The sequence below is a fragment of the Pseudomonas sp. P7548 genome (assembly GCF_013386585.1).
In the GTDB taxonomy this organism is placed as follows: Bacteria; Pseudomonadota; Gammaproteobacteria; order Pseudomonadales; family Pseudomonadaceae; genus Aquipseudomonas.
Genome location: NZ_JACARO010000065.1, coordinates 63,854 through 81,366, shown reverse-complemented (window position 1 = coordinate 81,366; position 17,513 = coordinate 63,854). Strand labels below are relative to the sequence as shown.

At 60.3% G+C, this 17,513-nt stretch carries 20 protein-coding genes; 8 read left to right on the top strand and 12 right to left on the bottom strand.

The genetic code is table 11. From position 1 onward, the window contains the following. The 6 genes from HX803_RS24095 to HX803_RS24070 all read right to left on the bottom strand — a co-directional run. Positions 1-706, bottom strand: a 706-nt coding sequence (locus tag HX803_RS24095) for a proline/glycine betaine ABC transporter permease (protein WP_178924124.1), incomplete at its 3' end; no start/stop codon positions are given. Beyond that, a complete protein-coding gene (locus tag HX803_RS24090; RefSeq protein WP_178924122.1) occupies positions 703-1,551 on the bottom strand; it encodes a proline/glycine betaine ABC transporter permease in 849 nt (282 codons plus the stop codon). The genes HX803_RS24090 and HX803_RS24095, both read right to left, overlap by 4 nt. Then, positions 1,548-2,660, bottom strand: a complete 1,113-nt coding sequence (locus HX803_RS24085; RefSeq protein WP_178924120.1) for a glycine betaine/L-proline ABC transporter ATP-binding protein — start codon at positions 2,658-2,660, stop codon at positions 1,548-1,550. Before HX803_RS24085 ends, HX803_RS24090 begins: the two co-directional genes overlap by 4 nt. A gap of 89 nt (positions 2,661-2,749) precedes the next feature. Further along, the gene (locus tag HX803_RS24080) at positions 2,750-3,598 is read right to left on the bottom strand and encodes a glycine betaine ABC transporter substrate-binding protein (RefSeq protein WP_178924118.1); all 849 of its coding nucleotides are present in this window, start codon (positions 3,596-3,598) and stop codon (positions 2,750-2,752) included. A 353-nt stretch (positions 3,599-3,951) separates the two neighbouring features. Next, entirely contained in the window at positions 3,952-4,380 is a 429-nt protein-coding gene (locus tag HX803_RS24075; protein ID WP_178924116.1) for a M48 family metallopeptidase, read from the bottom strand. Between the two features lie 48 nt (positions 4,381-4,428). Beyond that, positions 4,429-5,031, bottom strand: coding sequence for a TetR/AcrR family transcriptional regulator (locus tag HX803_RS24070; RefSeq protein WP_178924114.1), 603 nt, complete (start codon positions 5,029-5,031; stop codon positions 4,429-4,431). Between the two features lie 102 nt (positions 5,032-5,133). Here HX803_RS24070 and HX803_RS24065 point away from each other — a divergent pair, with 102 nt between their 5' ends. The 7 genes from HX803_RS24065 to HX803_RS24035 all read left to right on the top strand — a co-directional run bounded on the left by HX803_RS24065 (position 5,134) and on the right by HX803_RS24035 (position 10,664). Then, on the top strand, positions 5,134-5,874 hold the full coding sequence (locus HX803_RS24065; protein WP_178924112.1) for a 3-oxoacyl-ACP reductase family protein: 741 nt from the start codon (positions 5,134-5,136) through the stop codon (positions 5,872-5,874). 374 nt (positions 5,875-6,248) lie between these two features. Beyond that, positions 6,249-6,398, top strand: a complete 150-nt coding sequence (locus HX803_RS24060; protein ID WP_178924110.1) for a hypothetical protein — start codon at positions 6,249-6,251, stop codon at positions 6,396-6,398. Between the two features lie 88 nt (positions 6,399-6,486). Further along, positions 6,487-6,813, top strand: coding sequence for a helix-turn-helix domain-containing protein (locus tag HX803_RS24055; protein ID WP_178924108.1), 327 nt, complete (start codon positions 6,487-6,489; stop codon positions 6,811-6,813). Positions 6,814-6,890: 77 nt separating this feature from the next. Beyond that, positions 6,891-7,415: a helix-turn-helix domain-containing protein gene (locus tag HX803_RS24050; protein WP_256732924.1), complete on the top strand. Its 525-nt coding sequence runs from the start codon at positions 6,891-6,893 to the stop codon at positions 7,413-7,415. A 22-nt stretch (positions 7,416-7,437) separates the two neighbouring features. Further along, positions 7,438-8,547 (top strand): HlyD family secretion protein, encoded by a 1,110-nt coding sequence (locus tag HX803_RS24045; protein WP_178924106.1) that lies wholly within the window; start codon positions 7,438-7,440, stop codon positions 8,545-8,547. Then, positions 8,544-10,109: a DHA2 family efflux MFS transporter permease subunit gene (locus tag HX803_RS24040; protein ID WP_178924105.1), complete on the top strand. Its 1,566-nt coding sequence runs from the start codon at positions 8,544-8,546 to the stop codon at positions 10,107-10,109. Before HX803_RS24045 ends, HX803_RS24040 begins: the two co-directional genes overlap by 4 nt. Positions 10,110-10,202: 93 nt before the next feature. Next, positions 10,203-10,664: a PaaI family thioesterase gene (locus HX803_RS24035; RefSeq protein ID WP_178924103.1), complete on the top strand. Its 462-nt coding sequence runs from the start codon at positions 10,203-10,205 to the stop codon at positions 10,662-10,664. An 89-nt stretch (positions 10,665-10,753) separates the two neighbouring features. Here HX803_RS24035 and HX803_RS24030 read toward each other — a convergent pair whose 3' ends face one another. Beyond that, on the bottom strand, positions 10,754-11,596 hold the full coding sequence (locus tag HX803_RS24030) for an SDR family oxidoreductase (RefSeq protein ID WP_178924101.1): 843 nt from the start codon (positions 11,594-11,596) through the stop codon (positions 10,754-10,756). A 124-nt stretch (positions 11,597-11,720) separates the two neighbouring features. Here HX803_RS24030 and HX803_RS24025 point away from each other — a divergent pair, with 124 nt between their 5' ends. Continuing rightward, the gene (locus tag HX803_RS24025; protein WP_256732923.1) at positions 11,721-12,686 is read left to right on the top strand and encodes an AraC family transcriptional regulator; all 966 of its coding nucleotides are present in this window, start codon (positions 11,721-11,723) and stop codon (positions 12,684-12,686) included. 98 nt (positions 12,687-12,784) lie between these two features. Here HX803_RS24025 and HX803_RS24020 read toward each other — a convergent pair whose 3' ends face one another. The 5 genes from HX803_RS24020 to HX803_RS24000 are packed head-to-tail and all read right to left on the bottom strand — an operon-like array spanning position 12,785 to position 17,497. Next, complete coding sequence (locus HX803_RS24020; protein ID WP_178924099.1) at positions 12,785-13,114, bottom strand: hypothetical protein; 330 nt, start codon at positions 13,112-13,114, stop codon at positions 12,785-12,787. Between the two features lie 21 nt (positions 13,115-13,135). Continuing rightward, positions 13,136-14,482: a dihydroorotase gene (locus HX803_RS24015; RefSeq protein WP_178924097.1), complete on the bottom strand. Its 1,347-nt coding sequence runs from the start codon at positions 14,480-14,482 to the stop codon at positions 13,136-13,138. Then, positions 14,479-15,735, bottom strand: a complete 1,257-nt coding sequence (locus HX803_RS24010) for an allantoate amidohydrolase (RefSeq protein WP_178924095.1) — start codon at positions 15,733-15,735, stop codon at positions 14,479-14,481. Before HX803_RS24010 ends, HX803_RS24015 begins: the two co-directional genes overlap by 4 nt. Then, positions 15,732-16,667, bottom strand: a complete 936-nt coding sequence (locus HX803_RS24005) for a dihydroorotate dehydrogenase (protein ID WP_178924093.1) — start codon at positions 16,665-16,667, stop codon at positions 15,732-15,734. The genes HX803_RS24010 and HX803_RS24005 overlap by 4 nt, the downstream gene beginning before the upstream one ends. Then, positions 16,664-17,497: a dihydroorotate dehydrogenase electron transfer subunit gene (locus HX803_RS24000; RefSeq protein WP_178924091.1), complete on the bottom strand. Its 834-nt coding sequence runs from the start codon at positions 17,495-17,497 to the stop codon at positions 16,664-16,666. Before HX803_RS24000 ends, HX803_RS24005 begins: the two co-directional genes overlap by 4 nt. Positions 17,498-17,513 lie beyond the last annotated feature (16 nt).

Genomic DNA, 17,513 nt, shown 5'->3' with positions numbered 1-17,513 from the left:
GCCCCCCTGCCCCCACCAACCCGGCCAGCACCACCATCGCCAGCGACAGCAGGATGCACTGATTGAGCCCGACCAACAGCGTGGGCGCGGCCGTGGGCAACTCGATCTTGAACAGGATGTGCCGAGGCGACGCACCCATGGCCTGGCCCAACTCCAGCAGGTCCTTGGGCAGTTGCTTGAAGGCCAGAGTGGTCAAGCGCAACATCGGTGGAATGCCATACACGATGGTGGCGATGATCGCCGGCACACGGCCCAGGCTGAACAGCATCACTGCCGGGATCAGGTACACCCACGGCGGCACGGTTTGCATGATGTTGAGGATCGGCAGCAGCGCCGCGTCCACGCGCTTGACTCTTGCGGCAAGAATACCCAGGGGAAACGCGACGCTGACAGAAATCAGCACCGCCACCGAGACCAGTGCGATGGTCTGCATCGACGCCACCCACAGCCCGGCGAACAGGCAGAACGCCAACATCAGCCCGGCAAACAGTGCCACGCGCCACTTGGCCAGGCCCCATGCCGCCAGCACCACCACGGCAATCAGCCCATACGCAGGCGGCGCGAGCAACACCGTTTCGATGGCGCCCAATGTGGCTTCGATGATCTTGCTGATGATCACGAACAGGCCGTGCAGGTTTGCGTTCAACCAATCGATGGCCGGTGCCAGGAATGCGCCCGGGGAAAAACGGAAGTCCGTCACGTTCATTGGCTGGCTCCCTTGCGCGCCTGGGCAGCAGCCTGCGCGAGGCGGTCGAGAATCATGGTAAGAATAACGATGGCCAGTGCGGCGTTGATCGACTTGGCGATATCCAAGGTGCGCACCGCGCCGTAGATGGTTTCGCCCAAGCCCCCGGAACCGACGATCCCGGCGATGACCACCATGCCGAACGCCATCATCAGGCTCTGGTTGACCCCGGCCATGATGCTGGGCATGGCGAACGGCAGGCGGATCTTGAAGAACATCTGCAGGCCGGTCACGCCGCTCGCGTCGCCGAGTTCGACGAACTCCTTGGGCGTCATGCGAATACCCAGCGAGGTCAGGCGCAAGGCCGGCGGCACCGCAACAATAAAGGTCGCCAGCAACGCGGTAGCGGGGCCGTACCCGAGCAAGGCGATGGCCGGCAGAAGGTAGATATAGGGTGGCAACGTTTGCACCAGGTCCAGGCACGGGTCGACCACGCGGTCGAACGCCGGCGTCAACCCGGCCAGCACGCCCAGCGGTATCGCCACCAGCAGTGCCAGCAAGGTGGCGGTGAGCACCAGGGCCAAGGTGCCGACGGTTTCCGGCCACAGGCCGATAAAACTGCACACCAGCAACGCCATCGCCGACAGCAGCGCAAACCGTGCACCCACCATGCGCCAGCCCAGCAGGCCGACCGCCAGGGCAATCACGTAGAACGGCGGCGCAGCGAGACACCACTGCACGGCCTTGAACACGCCAGTCAGCGCGGTATTGGCCCCCTCGAAAAACGCCTCGCCGTTGTCCTGCAGCCACATCAGGCCCGCGTCGACGGCCGCATCGAACTGCACCGAGAAATCCGGGACGCTCATGACGAAGTCTCCAACACGGGAGCCAGCGCCTGGGCGTCGTTGGGGATGCCCTGCACGCCGCGCAACAGGTCCTTGGCGGTGATCACGCCGACCACCACGCCGTGCTCGACCACAGCCAGGGGTTCAAGGTCGGCGTTCATGGTCAACCCGATCAGCGCATCGATATCCGTGTCGGGGGAGGTCTGGGGCAATCGAGAGAAATCGCACAGCGGGAACGCTCGTGTGTAGAGCGCAATCGGCGTCATCACCGAATGGGCCTTGACCAGGTGCAAGCGCGAGATGCCCGCGACGAATTCGGCGACGTAATCATCGGCCGGGTTCAGCACGATCTCTTCGGCGGTGCCGACCTGGATGATCACCCCGTCCTTCATGATGGCGATGCGATCACCGATGCGGATCGCCTCCTCCAGGTCGTGGGTGATGAACACCGCGGACTTGCCCAGTTCCTTGGTGAGTTGACGGAACTCGTCCTGCAACTGGCGACGGATCAACGGGTCGAGTGCGCTGAACGGCTCATCCATCAGGATAATCTCAGGGTCAGCAGTCAGCGCACGGGCCAGCCCGACACGCTGCTGCATGCCACCCGACAATTCGCTGGGGTAACGCGAGGCCCAGTCGGTCAAACCGACCTTGGCCAACGCACGCTCCGCCACCTTGTAGCGCTCAGCCTTGCCGACGCCCTGCACTTCTAGACCGAAGGCGGTGTTTTCCAACACCGTGCGGTTAGGCAGCAACGCCACGCTCTGGAACACCATGCCGATGTTTTTCGCCCGCACATCCCGCAACTGCGCGGGCGATAGGGCAGACAGATCCTTACCCTTGACCAGCACCTTGCCGGCGCTGGGGGTGATCAATTTGTTCAGCAAGCGGATCAGGGTCGACTTGCCACTGCCGGACAAGCCCATGATGCAAAAAATCTCACCGCGGCGAACCTGCAGGCTGACATCCGACACCCCTACTACACAGCTGAAATCCTGCAACACCTGGGTCTTGCCGAGCCCCCTGCTTACCACCGCGTCCATCGCCGCCTTGGCATTCTGACCGAAGATTTTCCAGACCGACTGGCAATCCACGAGCACTTCGTTGGTGTCTATTTTGACCGTTGTCATCTTTGAGCCTATTGAACCAGTCGGGCTGGTTTTTCTAATGGATCAGAACGCGTTATCCGTACCTGGCAGTGGCAAAAAAAGGTCGATGCTTATTGTTTGATATTGGCCCAGCGTTTCATCAGATCTGCGTGGTTGTCGGCCCAACCGGCGACCGCTTCATCCATGGTCTTGCCGTCCTTGACCACACCGTTGATGGCGGTGATGTCGGCCAATGGCACGTACACGCTGGCGATGACCTCACGGGCATGGGGGTATTCGGCGGCAAAGCCTTTATGACCGATCCAGTAGTAAGCCTGGGGCGGCGCGAAGGAGCCTTTTGGGTCCTTGAGGAACTTGAGGTCGAACTTCTGGGCCATCCACGACGGCTCCCAGATCGTGACCGCAACCCATTCCTTGCGGTCGACCGCCGACTTGAGCGCGGCGGTCATGGCGGCGGTGCTGCCTTCGAGCAATTGCAGCTTGAGGCCATAGTCCTTGACGGCCTTGTTGGCATCGCTCATCAAGCCCGAGCCGGGTTCGATGCCGACGATCTTGCCGCTGAACTTCTCGGCGTTGTCATTGAGTTGGTCCAGGGAATCGATGTCGACGTACTTGGGCACCGCGATTGCCTGGTACAAGCCGTAGGAAACCGGAGAGAGTTTTTCCAGGCGGTTCTTGTTCTTGTTCCAATAGTCCTGGGTGGCGTAGTCGGTCTGCGAGGCCAGTACCTGCACATCGCCTTTGGTCAACGCGGCATACGCGATGCCGATTTCGGAAAACTCGACGACCTTGACGGTGTAACCGGCATTCTCCAGGACCTTCTTGGTAATGCCGGTAATGGGGGTCAAGTCCTCCCAGGACATCGTTCCAACCGTGATGGTTTTTTCTTCTGCCTGCACCGGAAGAATCACCATCCCCATCAGTGCAACCGCACAAACCGTTTTCCAAAGTTTCTTCATGGCGTGCCTCGATCTCATTTTATTTGTAGTGTCGGACCTCTGGTTGCCAGAGGAAGGAGTGACGCGAAAACAAGGGGTTCAGCGCTGAAAAAGACTGCCGGGCGAAGCCAGACTGGCATGGGGGAAAGTGCGGGTCAATAGGATGTATTTTCTGTGTATACAAATAGAATTCACATAGAACACAAAATAAATAATATTTTTTTCACTTAAATCAGATAGTTACAGAGGTACGCCTCGACAGCAGCAGGTCGCTTACAGGAAAGTATCGGGTCGTTTTTGGAATGCCGTTGCGTGGGGAAGAAAGGGTGGTTGGAGGGGGCAGCCGCCAATGGGTAACAAGCGTTACCCAGTCGTCACAACGTTGCCCAGGCTTTTAAGAAACTTAAGTAGTGCGGACTTTCATTGGCAAAAATGTCTGCCCCAGCGCCCATGTAGGCCCGCATCAACTCGTCTGCCGCACGGTCCTCTTGCCCTTCATCGAGATAAACCTGCCCGAGCCGCAAGTGCAGAAAGGGGTTGCCAATGGCACCAGGACAGGTCATCGCATACTGCAACGCATCACGCGCAGAACCCTTGTAGCCCGACAGAAAACAGGCGTCGGCTATTGCCGCCAGAATCCAGGTTGACGCTTGCCAGTCGTTTTTTGGCTCAGGCACCAACTGCCACGCGGCGTTATATTCGGCTATTGCAGCCTCGTATTTTCCTTGTTCAGCCAACGCGTCACCCACGCGTGAATACTGTTTTATTTGCTCGTGCAGGGCGCTATCGAGTTCAGTGCTCATATCCAAATCCCTCTAGAAAATCACAGGACACCAGACCTACCCGTTGAGTCAGTCTTGACTACACACCGGCCAGACCGTCATCGCCATCCGCGCCACCTGCTGCAGACTTTCGCGGGAGGCCCCATCCCGAGCCTGCACCGACATGCCCTGCTGTACGCCAATGATGAACCTGGCGAAGGTCTGAACATCGGTGTCGGCGGGCAACTCTCCCTCGGCAACAGCCTCGGCGATTCGCTCTTCAAGTTTCATCACACCAGTTTGACGCAGAACCTGCACCCAGCAGCCAAGGGATTGCGGCCCTTCACTGCCGACGTTTGACAGGGTCACCATGCAGCCACCGGGCCGGCCTTTCAACGTGAGCACGTCGGCGGATTCCATCAGGAACTGCTCTACCGCCTCACGCACGGGTGAAACCTCATACACCGGCTTCCAGATCGACGGGGTGACGACCTCCCGATAGCGCGTCACCGCCTCGACGTACAGCGCCTCCTTGCTGGTGAACGCGGCGTACAGGCTGGGGGAGCCGATGTCCATGGCGCTGCACAGCTCTGAAATCGACGTTGCGCTGTAGCCTTTTTCCCAGAACAGCGTCATCGCGGCATCGAGTGCCTGGTCACGGTCGAAATTGCGTGGACGACCTCGGATAGACATGGGTGACTCCTATTTCTGTATCGATCACCACAGTAATTGATTGACAGCCCTGGAACAACCTCAGCATATTTATATAACGATCAACACAGAAAGGCAGCTCACATGACCACTCTCAACGGAAAACGCGCCCTGGTAACGGGCGCAAGCCGTGGTATCGGCAAGGCGATTGCACTGGCACTGGCAGCAGAAGGTGCCGACGTGGTGATTACTTACGAGCGCTCGCGGGAAAAAGCTGAAGCCGTTGTGGCGCAGATCAAGGCGACCGGGCGCAAGGCCTTCGCCTTGCAGGCCGACAGCGCCGACGCGCAAGCGGTGAAGAACTCGGTAGACCAGGCTGCAGAGGCGCTCGGCGGGTTGGACATACTGGTCAACAACGCCGGCATTTTTCAGTACGGCACGCTCGAAACCCTGGACTTGGCCACGCTGGACGCGGTGATCGACGTCAACATCAAGTCCGTCATCCTCGCCAGCCAGGCCGCGCTGGCGCACCTGCCGGACGGCGGACGCATCATCAACCTGGGCAGTTGCCTGGCCGAGCAGGTTCCCGCAGCCGGCCTGAGCATTTACTCCATGAGCAAATCCGCACTGATCGCCTTCACCCAAGGCCTGGCCCGCGACCTGGGGCCGCGCGGCATCACCGTCAATATCGTCCACCCCGGCCCCACCGACACCGATATGAACCCCGCCGACAGCGAGAAAGCCGCCGCCAGCAAGGCCGGCATCGCGTTGGGCCATTACGGCACCAGCGAAGACGTTGCGGCGGCGGTGGCCTTCCTTGCCAGCCCCGGCGCCAAGCAGATCACCGGTGCAGGTCTGCTGGTCGATGGCGGCGTGAACGCTTGAGGCCGATGCGCGCTGTGCATCAGAGGTTTCTACGAAAACAAAAAAAGACGCCAAAGCGTCTCCTTCCATAAATCGCAGGCAAAAAAAAGCCACTCGTTAGAGTGGCTTTTTTCGTAATGCTTGGAGCGGGAAACGAGGCTCGGACTCCCGCCATATCTCCTTGAAATAGCTAGAGTTTTTTTCAACATCAGCGGTTTCGATGTACGCAATTACGTACTCACTCTTTTAAGCTGGCAACCCCCCTCCCGATGGAGGCGCTGCACGCCCTACCGGCCTCGCGTGTCAGTCACGTCTGAGACGCTTGTGCGGTGTCGCCGACAGCCCGTTCTGAAAACGCAACACCAGGCGAAAAAGCCCAGGCCAGCTGCAGGCAAATGCGCTATGTAGTCACCCGTACCGACGCGTTCGGCCGCGACCTGTCAGACACCGACCGCGTGGCCACCCGCTGCCTGCTGCAAGCGTTGCAACGCCCTCGGCCAGAGCTGGCCCGCCAGCCCCAATCGGCCACGCCCGCCGAGGCCTAGGCAAAACCATTTACGTCCCGGTCACTTTACCTGCCCAATGCCGCTCACCAAGGATGGATCACGCAGGCGCACACAGGGACGTACCACGATGACGATCGGCGCACGCTTACGTGAAAAACGACTACGCCTGACACTGTCCAAGCGCGCCTTGGGGGAGGCCGGCGGCGTGGAAACCAATGCCCAGCGGCACTACGAGGATGCCAGCCGGTCGCCCAAGGCCAACTACCTCGCTGCGATTGCTGCTGTTGGGGTGGATGTGCTGTATGTGCTGACGGGAGAACATCACCTCCCGCGACTGAGCCGCGACAATCTGGCCCAGTCTCACCACGACCTGTTGCGCTACCAACGCCAACTCAGACAGTTACAGCGCCGCTCAGAGGGACTTCTGCAGACGCTACATCAACGTAACAAATAATTTCTCAAGTGACTTTCATTATGAAAGCCACCATGCAATATTATGAATGTAATATTGTTCATTTGGTGCGGGTGATCATGATGAAGAAAGCCAGTTTTCAGTCCATGCCTTGTCCGGTCGCCCGTGCTCTGGAGCACATTGGTGATGGCTGGAGCCTGTTGATCCTGAGGGACGCGTTCTACGGATTGCGCCGCTTCGATGAGTTTCTTGCCAGCCTCGGCATCGCTTCAAACACGCTGACCCGCCGCTTGAACACGTTGGTGGCCAACGGGTTGCTGGAGCGGCACTCGTACCAGAACAACCCGCCGCGCCATGAGTACCACCTCACCGAATCCGGCCGGGACCTGCGGCAAGTCATCCTCACGCTGATGGCCTGGGGTGCGCGGCACGCAGAGGGTTCGAACAAGGTGTTTCTCGCCGACGAAGCCACTGGGCGCCCCGTGGCACTGGGGTTAATGGACACCAACACTGGCAACCCCATCACCCGCGATGGCCACCGAGTGCATGTTGCCGCCGATGCCGAACCGTTGACGCTATGGCGCGCACGAACCGGCCGTGTCTACGCGGACAAAGATCATTTGGTCAGCCCCTTCCCCCACTAATTTTGAATGAGGTCATTTCGCCATGGACGCTCCAGTCAGCGCTGTGCCCGAACCCGCAAAACCATCCCGGCGCAAACAGGCAGTGCGGCTGGGTTTGCTGACCCTCGCTGTGGCGGGCGGCGTGTGGTACGCGAGCCACTGGTGGCTGGTCAGTCGATTTGTTGAAGACACCGACGATGCCTATGTGGGCGCGGATGTGACCGTGATCAGCGCCAAGGTGCCCGGCTATATCAGCGAAGTGACGGTGCTGGACAATCAGTTCGTGCATGCTGGCGACGTATTGGCGCGCATCGACGTGCGCGACTACCGCACCGCCCTGGCCAAGGCCGATGGCGCCGTGGCCGCGCAACAAGCCAGCCTGGCCAACCTGGATGCCACCGAACAACTGCAACTGGCGGTGATCAACCAGGCCAAGGCACAAATCGACGCCACGGACGCCGAGTCGCAACGGGCCGGCGATGATCAAACGCGGTACCAGAACCTGGTGCGCAGCCAGGCTGTGTCGGTCGAAAGTGCACAACGGGTCAACGCGGTGTGGAAGACCGCACGCGCCGACCACTCCCGGGCGCAAGCCGGGTTGATGGCCGCACGCCGGCAAATCGACGTGATTGAAACCCAGCGCGGCCAAGCGCGTGCGGCACTGCAACAGGCGCAAGCCGAACGCGACCAAGCCCAACTGAATATCGGCTACACCGAACTGCGAGCACCGGTGGACGGGTATGTGGGCAACCGCCGCGCCCGGGTCGGAGCCTACGCCGCGGCCGGCAGCCAACTGATCTCGGTGGTACCGGCAAAAGGGCTTTGGGTAGACGCCAACTTCAAGGAAGACCAGTTGGGGCGCCTGCAGATCGGGCAAAGCGTGAGTATCCGCGCCGACATCCTCCCCGGCCGTGAATTCCACGGGCACATCGAGAGTCTGGCTCCCGCCACCGGTGCGCAGTTCAGCGTGTTGCCGCCAGAGAATGCGACCGGCAACTTCACCAAAATCGTGCAACGCGTGCCGGTACGTGTGCGGCTCGACGGCAGCGACGCCGAATTCGGCGCCCTGCGCCCAGGCTTGTCGGTGATGGCCAAGGTCAACACCCAGGAGGTGTTCGACGACCAGGCCAGCGCACTCAAGGCCCAGCTATGAGCAGCCCGTTACCCACCCTCAGCACCGCGCAAAAGGTCGCGGCCTTCGCCACCATGTGCGTGGGCATGTTCATCGCCCTGATCGACATTCAGATCGTGTCCGCCTCGCTCAAGGACATCGGCGGCGGGCTGTCTGCCGGAGCGGACGATACGGCGTGGGTGCAGACCGCCTACCTGATCGCGGAAATCATCGTGATTCCCATGTCGGGCTGGCTCTCACGAGTGATGAGCACGCGCTGGCTGTTCGCGGCCTCGGCGGCGGGGTTTACCCTGACCAGCCTGCTCTGCGCGCTGGCCTGGAACATCCAGAGCATGATCGCGTTTCGCGCCTTGCAGGGGTTTCTGGGGGGCTCGATGATCCCGTTGGTGTTCACCACCGCGTTCATGTATTTCAACGGCAAGCAACGGGTGATCGCCGCGTCTACCATCGGCGCCATCGCGTCCCTCGCGCCCACGTTGGGCCCGGCTGTCGGCGGCTGGATCACCGACATTTCCTCCTGGCACTGGCTGTTCTACATCAACCTGCTGCCCGGCCTGTTTGTGACCTTTGCCGTGCCGATGCTGGTTAAGGTCGACCGCCCCAACCCGTCGTTGCTCAAGGGTGCCGACTACATCGGCATGGGCTTGATGGCGGTGTTTCTCGGCTGCCTGGAATACACCCTCGAAGAAGGCCCGCGCTGGAACTGGTTCAGTGACAGCACCATCGCCACCACTGCCTGGATCACCGCCATCAGCGGCGGCCTGTTTATCTGGCGCTGCCTAGAAATCAAGGAGCCGATTGTCGACCTGCGCGCTCTGCGGGACCGAAACTTCGCCCTGGGCTGCCTATTTTCGTTCATTACCGGCATCGGCATTTTCGCCACCATCTACCTCACGCCGCTGTTTCTTGGCCGAGTGCGTGGGTATGGCTCGCTGGATATCGGCCTTGCAGTGTTTTCCACGGGGGTGTTCCAGTTGCTGGCCATCCCGGTGTACGCAGTGCTGGCCAGCCGTTTCGACTTACGCTGGATCCTGATGTTCGGCTTATCGCTGTTCGCCCTGTCGATGTGGGACTTCTCCCCCATCACCCACGACTGGGGCGCCAGGGAACTGCTGTTGCCGCAAGCCATACGCGGGTTCGCCCAACAAATAACCGTGCCACCCGTGGTGACCCTGACCCTCGGTGCACTGGCCCCCGACCGACTGAAGCTTGCCTCAGGGCTGTTCAACCTGATGCGCAACCTCGGCGGCGCCATCGGCATCGCCGCTTGCGCTACGGTGCTCAACGACCGCACCAACCTGCATTTCCTTCGCCTGGCCGAGCACCTGAACATCCAGAACGAATCCATGAATGTCTGGCTTGACCAGCTTTCGGGTAACGCTCAGTTGCTTGGGCAAAACAGCCTGGATGCGAGCCAGTTTGCACTGCATCAACTGTGGGCGCTGACATGGCGTGAGGCGCAGACGCTGACCTATGCCGACGCGTTCCTGATGATCATGGCGTGCTTTGTTGTCGCGGTGTTGCTGGTGCCGTTGATGCACAAGGTGCAGCCACCGAAGCAGCCGTCCGCGAATGCCCATTGAGTTTAAACGACAGGAGCCGCCACGCATCAGGCGCTCAGTAACGTTGCATCGTCCGGCCAGCGAGAACGCTGCGGCCCAAGTGGAGAAATATCAGTGAATCTAGTCAATGAAGTTGCACCCGGCCTATCCGGACTTGAAACCCTCCAGGCTTTGATTTCAGCCGGGGGACGACCGCCGATTGGCGATTCGCTCGACTTCACGTTTGTCGAGGCAGGTGACGGGTGGGCGGTCTTTACAGGCACGCCCGGCCTGCATGCTTACAACCCGATCGGCACGGTCCACGGCGGGTATGCTGCAACGCTGCTCGACTCGGCATGCGGGTGCGCCGTTCACTCAACGCTTTCAGCCACCCAGGCCTACACAACCCTTGAACTGAAAGTTTCATACTTGCGCCCCATTACCACTGAGACAGGCCCGCTGCGCGCAGAGGGCCGTGTCATCTCGGTCGGCCGGCGGGCGGCGTTTGCCGAGGCTACCTTGAAGGGCCCCGACGAGCGCATCTACGCAAGCGCTACCTCCACGTTGCTGGTGATGGAGCGCCCACAAAAAGCATGATGATCGGGCGCTGGTCGCGGTGGCGAATGCTGAACTTCATGATCGCAACCCTGATCGACATCCGGCTCCGCAAAGACGCTCCCGAAAAATCATGCGCTGGCCAGGACGTCCGCCGAAGCAGCGAGATCCTTCTGAGTCGCGACCGCCGCTAACCGATCAGTCAACGCCTTGAAGAGGATGCCCCAAGAGTCGGAGCCTAGAACAATCCGTTTCGGTGCAGGTTCGTGATCGACACTGTCGAGGATTATTTCCGCCATCTTCGTCGGGTCTCCGACAGGCTGGCGCGAGGTATCTTTGATCATCACATGCACCATCCCAGCCGGAGTGTCCTTGTAAGCAGCTAGAGGCTTACCGAGCTGTGCACCACCGAAACGGAAATTGGTGCGTGCGCTGCCGGGCTCGATAATCGTGACGCCGATCTTGAAAGGTGCAAGCTCAATGGACAAAGAATCCAGAAAACCCTCCAGACCCCATTTGCTCGCGTGATAAAGAGAGCCACCGGGCAGCACTGCCTGCCCACCAAACGTCGACAGGCCGATGATTCGGCCACCCCCTTGTGCACGCAAGTGAGGCAAGGCCGCGCGAATCAACATGATTGGACCAATCAGGTTTGTCGCCAGTTGATGATTGACCTGTTCGTCACTCAGCTCTTCCGCTGCGCCAAACAAGCCATAGCCTGCATTGCTGACAATGACATCGATCTTGCCAAGCGCACCGAAAGCGTTGCTCACCACTTGTTGGATGCCGACGGTGTCCGTCATATCCAAGTGGGCGAGCCACAGTTGATCGCCATACTTGGCCTTGAGATCGCTCAGTGCTTCCATCTTGCGCGTGGTACCTGCCACCCGATCACCGCGGGCGAGCAATTGCTCTGTCATGACGCGGCCGAAACCGCTGTTGACGCCAGTAATAAACCAAGTGCGCTGTGTCATGGGTGCCCTTTTAGACGAGTAGTCGTTCAATGAGTAGGCCCACCGCAATCATCGCGAAGGGCGTGCTGTCCGGTGGCTCTCCCCCGGTACACCTGCAAGATAACGCTCTAACTCCAGATTATTAATGCTTGATCCTCTGCATTACTTGCGTCATCGTCTGAGCATGCACAGCGATCCCCTTTCAGAGTTCCTGCATTTCGTGAACGCACGATCCGTCATGTCCGGCGGACTGGTGGCAGGCGGTGCCTGGGCGATAGCCATCCCAGCGCCGGACACGATCAAGTTCTGGGGGGTGGCTCGCGGCAGCTGCTGGCTCTCGTTCGATGACGAAGCGACACCCATCCTGCTGGAGGAAGGTGATGTGTTTCTCTCTTCGAGGCCTCGCTCGCTCACCCTCGCCAGCGACCTTGGCGCACCGCGAGTGGACCTCGGCGATGTGATCAAGAATCGCGTAGGCGCAACGGTCCAGCTTGGCAGTGGTGATGACTGCTATGTGATCGTTGCAGGTGTGGAACTTAGCTCTGACTACGATCGCCTGTTTCTGGACGCCATCCCGACAACCATTCACGTGCGAGGCACGTCGCGTCAGGCACTAAAACTTTCCTGGTTGATGGATGAACTTATCCAGGAGCGCGAAGACAATTCACCGGGCTCTGGCGTTGCCTCTGCACAGCTTGCCCACCTGATGTTCATCCAGACCCTGCGCGCTCATTTTGCTACCGAAGCCCCCCTGAGCCCGGGGTGGCTGAGGGCAGTGACCGACAAGCGTATTGCGCCGGCGCTTCGATTGATGCACGGCGATCCCGGCTATCCCTGGCAACTCGAAACATTGGCGAAGGCAGCCGCCATGTCGCGAGCGACGTTCGCATTGCACTTCAAAACGGTCGCCGGCGTCGCGCCAATGAGCTACCTGACCCACTGGCGCATGCGACTCGCAGAGCGTGCGTTGCGCGAGACGCGTGCCTCCATCGGGGAAATTGGACGGTCTTTCGGTTATACATCCGAAAGTGCCTTCAGCAGCGCCTTCAAGCGCGTCACCGGCCGGTACCCTCTACATTTTCGACGACTAATGACGCAACAACAGGCTTGACCTTGAGTTCTGGGCCAAAGCGCCCTCGAGCCCTAGCAGGTGAGTGATGAGAGCCAGGTCAATCACCTGGCCCTCAGACAGGCACGCGTCGCAAAACCTTAAACCAACCCCCTCTTACCCGCATACGCGACCACCACTTGATTCAACGCAGCACTCAGCGTGCGTTCATCCGCACTGCCTAGCGCCACTTCAAGGCTGTCCATGTAGCCCAGCAGTTGGGACTTCACCTGATGGGCGAACTCCGGACTCACCTCCTGATCCTCATAAAACAGCACGTAGGCACGACAAAATTCGCCGATCACAAAACACATCGCCGCCTGCTCGGGAACATTACGGATGATCTGCTCGCACTGCACGCGCACGCGCTTGAAGGCGTCGGTGCCTGGCAGTGCCTGGCGGAACTCTTGGACCGCGGTTGAGAAATTCATTGGGAAACTCCTTGAACGTGACTAACGATCGAATGACAGGCGTTGGCCATGGCTTTGCGGCGCGATTTCACGGCCATCCCAGACCCGCTGCCCGTTGACGAACGTGCCGACGATACTCGATGAGAAGGTACTGCCTTCGAACGGACTCCAGCCACATTTGGACAACACCTCAGCGCGCTGCACCGTATACGGCTGGCGGGGATCGACCAAGACCAAGTCCGCGGCAAACCCTTCACGCAGGAATCCGCGAGCGGCTACGTTGAACAGTTGCGCCGGGGCATGACAGACCGCCTCGACTACGCGTTCCAGCGTCAATTCACCCGCGAATACCCGCTCCAACGCCACTTGCAGGGCGAACTGCACCAGCGGCACGCCGGAGGGTGCTTTCTGGTAAAGGTTGTTTTTCTCTTCCAGTAAATGCGGTGCGTGGTCGGTGGCCAACACGTCGATGCGTCCTTCGGACAGTGCCTGGACAATCGCCCGTCGATCGCGCTCGGACTTGACTGCCGGGTTGCATTTGAGCCGCATCCCCAAGCGCTGATAGTCGCTGTCGTTGAAGTGCAAAAAATGCACGCAGGTTTCAGCCGTAATGCGCTTATTCGCCAGTGGACCGGGTTCGAACAGGTCCAGTTCTTCAGCGGTGGAAATGTGCAGCACATGCAGGCGTGCGTTGTGCTTGCGGGCCAGGGCAATGGCCAGACGGGTTGACTTGATGCACGCCTCGCGGGAGCGAATCAACGGATGCAGGCCTGCGGGGATATCCTCCCCGTAAGTGCCCAGGGCTTTTTGCAAGTTGTCTTCGATCATCGGCGAGTCTTCGCAGTGCGTGATGATCATCACAGGCGAGTCGCGGAAGATGCCGTTCAACACTTCAGGATCGTCTACCAGCATGTTGCCAGTGGACGCGCCCATGAACACTTTGACGCCCGGCGTGCTCTTGGGGTCGATGGCGCGGATGGCCTCCAAGTTATCGTTGCTTGCGCCCATGTAGAACGCATAGTTGACCACCGACGATTGCGCAGCGATCGCATATTTGGCTTCCAGGGAATCGCGATCCAGCGCCGGCGGCCGGGTATTCGGCATTTCCATGAAGCTGGTGATGCCGCCCGCCGCGCAAGCCCGGGATTCGCTGGCGATATCGGCCTTGTGGGTCATGCCCGGCTCGCGAAAGTGCACCTGATCGTCGATCATGCCCGGCAGCAGCCACAGCCCAGTGGCGTCGATCACTTCGTCCTCTGCGCGCGGCTCGATCGTCGGCGCAATCTGCGCGATCAAACCGTTCTCGATGCGCAGGTCGCTGCAAAAGCGCTGGCCTTCGTTGACCAGCGTGGCATGGCGAATCAGCCAGGATTGAGATGAACGGGTCATAGCGTCAGCTCCTGCAGGGTGTGGTAAAGCACTTCGCTGGCCTCGATGAAATCGTCCAGTTCCATCGCCTCAAAAGGGTTGTGCGAACCGTGCTGATTACGGATGAAGAGCATGGCGCTGGGGATTCCGGCGTTGGCGAAAACCGCAGCGTCATGCCCCGCACCACTCGGTGTCAGGACCCCTTCCCATCCGTGCTCGCGGGTCATGCGCGCCAAGGCGTCGACCCACGGTTTATGCATGGCCGCCGGCTGCGTATCGATACGTTTGTCGAATTCGAAGCGCACCTGGCGTTGGCCCTCTATCTGGCGAATTTCGGCCAGGATCAAGGCGTGGAAGGCTTCCAGCGTAGGTTGATGCAGGCTGCGGATTTCCAGGCTGAAGCTGACTTCGCCAGGGATACGCGAGACCGCGTGATGGGCAGCGTTGGTGCCCAGGGTGCCGACCGTGACCACCAGATCGCGGCCGTTCTCCAGCCATTCGCCCCACAATCGATCAATGCGCGCGACCAGTTCGCTGACCGCAAACACCGAGTCGTGACGGTCCTCCCGGGACACCGCACCCGAGTGGCCGTCCTCGCCCAGACACCGCACCAGGTTGTGCCGCAGGTTGCCGCGAATACCGGGCACGACGCCGATGGCCTGGCCCATTTTCTCCAGGGACTCGGCCTGCTCGATGTGCACTTCCAGGTAGCCGGCGAACTGTTCGCGCTCGATCAGCCATTGCTGGGAGCGAATCGCGTCGAGATCGGCGCCCACCGCCTGCATCGCCTCGCCGAGGGTCCTTTTACTGAAGCGATTGGTCAGCGCCAGATCGGTCGCTGTCAGCCCGCCCATCAATGCTCGCGAGCCCATATAGGATTTGCCGAACCAGGCGCTCTCCTCACCGCGCAGGCCCAGCACCCGGATGGGTCGTGGGGTTTGTACTTGCAACTGATCGAGGCGGCACAGGCACAACAGTCCGGCAACAACCCCGGCCAGGCCATCGTAGTTGCCGCCCTGTGGCACCGAATCCAAGTGCGAACCGATCCAGATCGCCGGTTGGCCATCGTCATCGGCACGCTGGTAAATCACGTTGCCGGCGCGGTCTGCGCGGACGTGTAAACCGTTGTCGAGGGCGAATTGCGACAGGTAGGCAATCGCGGCGTTTTCCCCGGCGCCATAGCTTTCGCGAGTGATGCCGATTTCCGGGTCACGGGAAATTTCGGCAATTTCACTGAAGACCCGCTGCGCCAGGTGTTTCCAGAGGGTGCTCATGGCAGTGCTCCAAACGCGGCGGCCGGGGAATCATCGAGGCTGCCGATCAGTGAGCTCAAGCGGTTGATGCCTTTGCGCCGACAGAACACTTCCAGCTCATTGACCATCAGGTTCATGGTCTTGGGGTGGATGAACGTCGCGGTGCCGACCTGCACCGCCGTGGCGCCGGCGTAAATGAATTCCAACGCGTCATCGGCGGTGGCGATGCCGCCGCAACCAATTACCGGAATCTGCAAGGCCTTGGCGCATTGGTAGGTCAGACGCACCATCAATGGCTTGATCATCGCGCCGGAGATCCCGCCCATGAAATTGCCCAGGCGTGCCCTGCCCTTTTCGATGTCGATCGACAGCCCAAGCAAGGTGTTGCCGACGACCACCGCATCCGCGCCTTCGTCCTGGGCCCCAAGCGCAATATCGACGATCTCACCGCTGTTGGGGGTTAGCTTGACCCACAGCGGCAGCGAGGTGTTGGCGCGCATCAGCTTAACCACTTGCCGCGTGCTGTCGGCGTGCATGCCGAACGACTCACCGTGGGCTTCTAGGTTGGGGCAGGAAATATTCGCTTCAATGCCGGCAATGCCCGGTACATCGCTCAGGCGCGCGGCCAGCTCGGCAAAACCCTGGGCGGTTGGCGCGGAAATACTGACGATCAGCGGCGAATCGAAATCCCGATAAAACGGCACTACCTTATCGATGAACAGGTCCGCGCCTTTGCTCGGAATACCGATGGCATTCATCATGCCGTCCGCCAGTTCACAGACCCGGGGCATCGGGTTGCCCGTGCGTTTTTCGCTGGTGATAGTCTTAGTCACCAAGGCGCCCAGACCGTTGAAATCCAGCAGATGGGTCAACTCCTCGGCGAAGGTGCCCGAGGCCGGCATCACCGGGTTCTTCAGGCGCAGACCGCCAATGTTTACGCTTAGATCGATCATTCCAGCACCTCCGCCAGGTCGAACACCGGGCCTTCCAGACACACACGCTTGCCGATTTTCAAACCATCGACTTCAAACACATCGACGCAGCACTGGCACATGCCCAGGCCACAGACCATTTGCTGTTCCAGGGCGACTTGCCCGGCCAGCCCCAATTCGCCCGACAAGCGCTTGAGCAAACGGGTCAGGCGTTTGGAGCCACAGGTGAACAATGCGTTGCTGCCTTCGCGGGCAATCACCTCGCGCAACACGGATTCAATGTTTTCCAGGGAGCTGCTGCCATCCTCATCCAGGACGGCGATGACGTCAGCGCCCAGTGAGGCGAAACGCTCCCGGGACAGCAGGCTCTTTTCACTGCGGGCGCTGAGCACGGCGGTCAACTTGATGCCCAATGCGTGAGCCGCTTCGGCGAGTGGCGCCAAGGTCGCGAGGCCGACACCACGGGCCACGATGGTCATGTGCCGCCACTGCGGGTCGAGGTCGAAGCCCTTGCCCAACGGGCCGAGGATTTCCAGGGTTTGTCGTTCGGTCAGCGTTTCCAGGCCGAGGGTGCCCTTGCCCGTGACCTTGTACAGAAACTCGACCTGGCCACTCACCGGGCTGGCTTTATAGGTGCTCATGGGGCGGCGGAAAAAGGGTTTGTGCTCACCTTCGCTGGGGCACAACAGGTTGAAAAATTGCCCTGGCTGCGAATGGCACGCCGCGCCATCGGCCTGCAGGACCAGGCGTTTGTATTCGTCGTTGACCCATTCGTTGGAAAGCACCACCGCCAAGGTATCGTTCGGCGGGGTGACGGCGATGACCTTGCAGCAGCTGGAAATCCCGATCATTTTGAAAGCCCTCAAT

What these genes read in the sequence shown, in the direction of transcription:
- HX803_RS24090 (WP_178924122.1), bottom strand. Translation starts at nt 1,551, where the DNA reads ATGAGCGTCCCGGATTTCTCGGTGCAGTTCGATGCGGCCGTCGACGCG.
- HX803_RS24085 (WP_178924120.1), bottom strand. Translation starts at nt 2,660, where the DNA reads ATGACAACGGTCAAAATAGACACCAACGAAGTGCTCGTGGATTGCCAG.
- HX803_RS24080 (WP_178924118.1), bottom strand. Translation starts at nt 3,598, where the DNA reads ATGAAGAAACTTTGGAAAACGGTTTGTGCGGTTGCACTGATGGGGATG.
- HX803_RS24075 (WP_178924116.1), bottom strand. Translation starts at nt 4,380, where the DNA reads ATGAGCACTGAACTCGATAGCGCCCTGCACGAGCAAATAAAACAGTAT.
- HX803_RS24070 (WP_178924114.1), bottom strand. Translation starts at nt 5,031, where the DNA reads ATGTCTATCCGAGGTCGTCCACGCAATTTCGACCGTGACCAGGCACTC.
- HX803_RS24065 (WP_178924112.1), top strand. Translation starts at nt 5,134, where the DNA reads ATGACCACTCTCAACGGAAAACGCGCCCTGGTAACGGGCGCAAGCCGT.
- HX803_RS24060 (WP_178924110.1), top strand. Translation starts at nt 6,249, where the DNA reads ATGCGCTATGTAGTCACCCGTACCGACGCGTTCGGCCGCGACCTGTCA.
- HX803_RS24055 (WP_178924108.1), top strand. Translation starts at nt 6,487, where the DNA reads ATGACGATCGGCGCACGCTTACGTGAAAAACGACTACGCCTGACACTG.
- HX803_RS24050 (WP_256732924.1), top strand. Translation starts at nt 6,891, where the DNA reads ATGATGAAGAAAGCCAGTTTTCAGTCCATGCCTTGTCCGGTCGCCCGT.
- HX803_RS24045 (WP_178924106.1), top strand. Translation starts at nt 7,438, where the DNA reads ATGGACGCTCCAGTCAGCGCTGTGCCCGAACCCGCAAAACCATCCCGG.
- HX803_RS24040 (WP_178924105.1), top strand. Translation starts at nt 8,544, where the DNA reads ATGAGCAGCCCGTTACCCACCCTCAGCACCGCGCAAAAGGTCGCGGCC.
- HX803_RS24030 (WP_178924101.1), bottom strand. Translation starts at nt 11,596, where the DNA reads ATGACACAGCGCACTTGGTTTATTACTGGCGTCAACAGCGGTTTCGGC.
- HX803_RS24025 (WP_256732923.1), top strand. Translation starts at nt 11,721, where the DNA reads ATGCTTGATCCTCTGCATTACTTGCGTCATCGTCTGAGCATGCACAGC.
- HX803_RS24020 (WP_178924099.1), bottom strand. Translation starts at nt 13,114, where the DNA reads ATGAATTTCTCAACCGCGGTCCAAGAGTTCCGCCAGGCACTGCCAGGC.
- HX803_RS24015 (WP_178924097.1), bottom strand. Translation starts at nt 14,482, where the DNA reads ATGACCCGTTCATCTCAATCCTGGCTGATTCGCCATGCCACGCTGGTC.
- HX803_RS24010 (WP_178924095.1), bottom strand. Translation starts at nt 15,735, where the DNA reads ATGAGCACCCTCTGGAAACACCTGGCGCAGCGGGTCTTCAGTGAAATT.
- HX803_RS24005 (WP_178924093.1), bottom strand. Translation starts at nt 16,667, where the DNA reads ATGATCGATCTAAGCGTAAACATTGGCGGTCTGCGCCTGAAGAACCCG.
- HX803_RS24000 (WP_178924091.1), bottom strand. Translation starts at nt 17,497, where the DNA reads ATGATCGGGATTTCCAGCTGCTGCAAGGTCATCGCCGTCACCCCGCCG.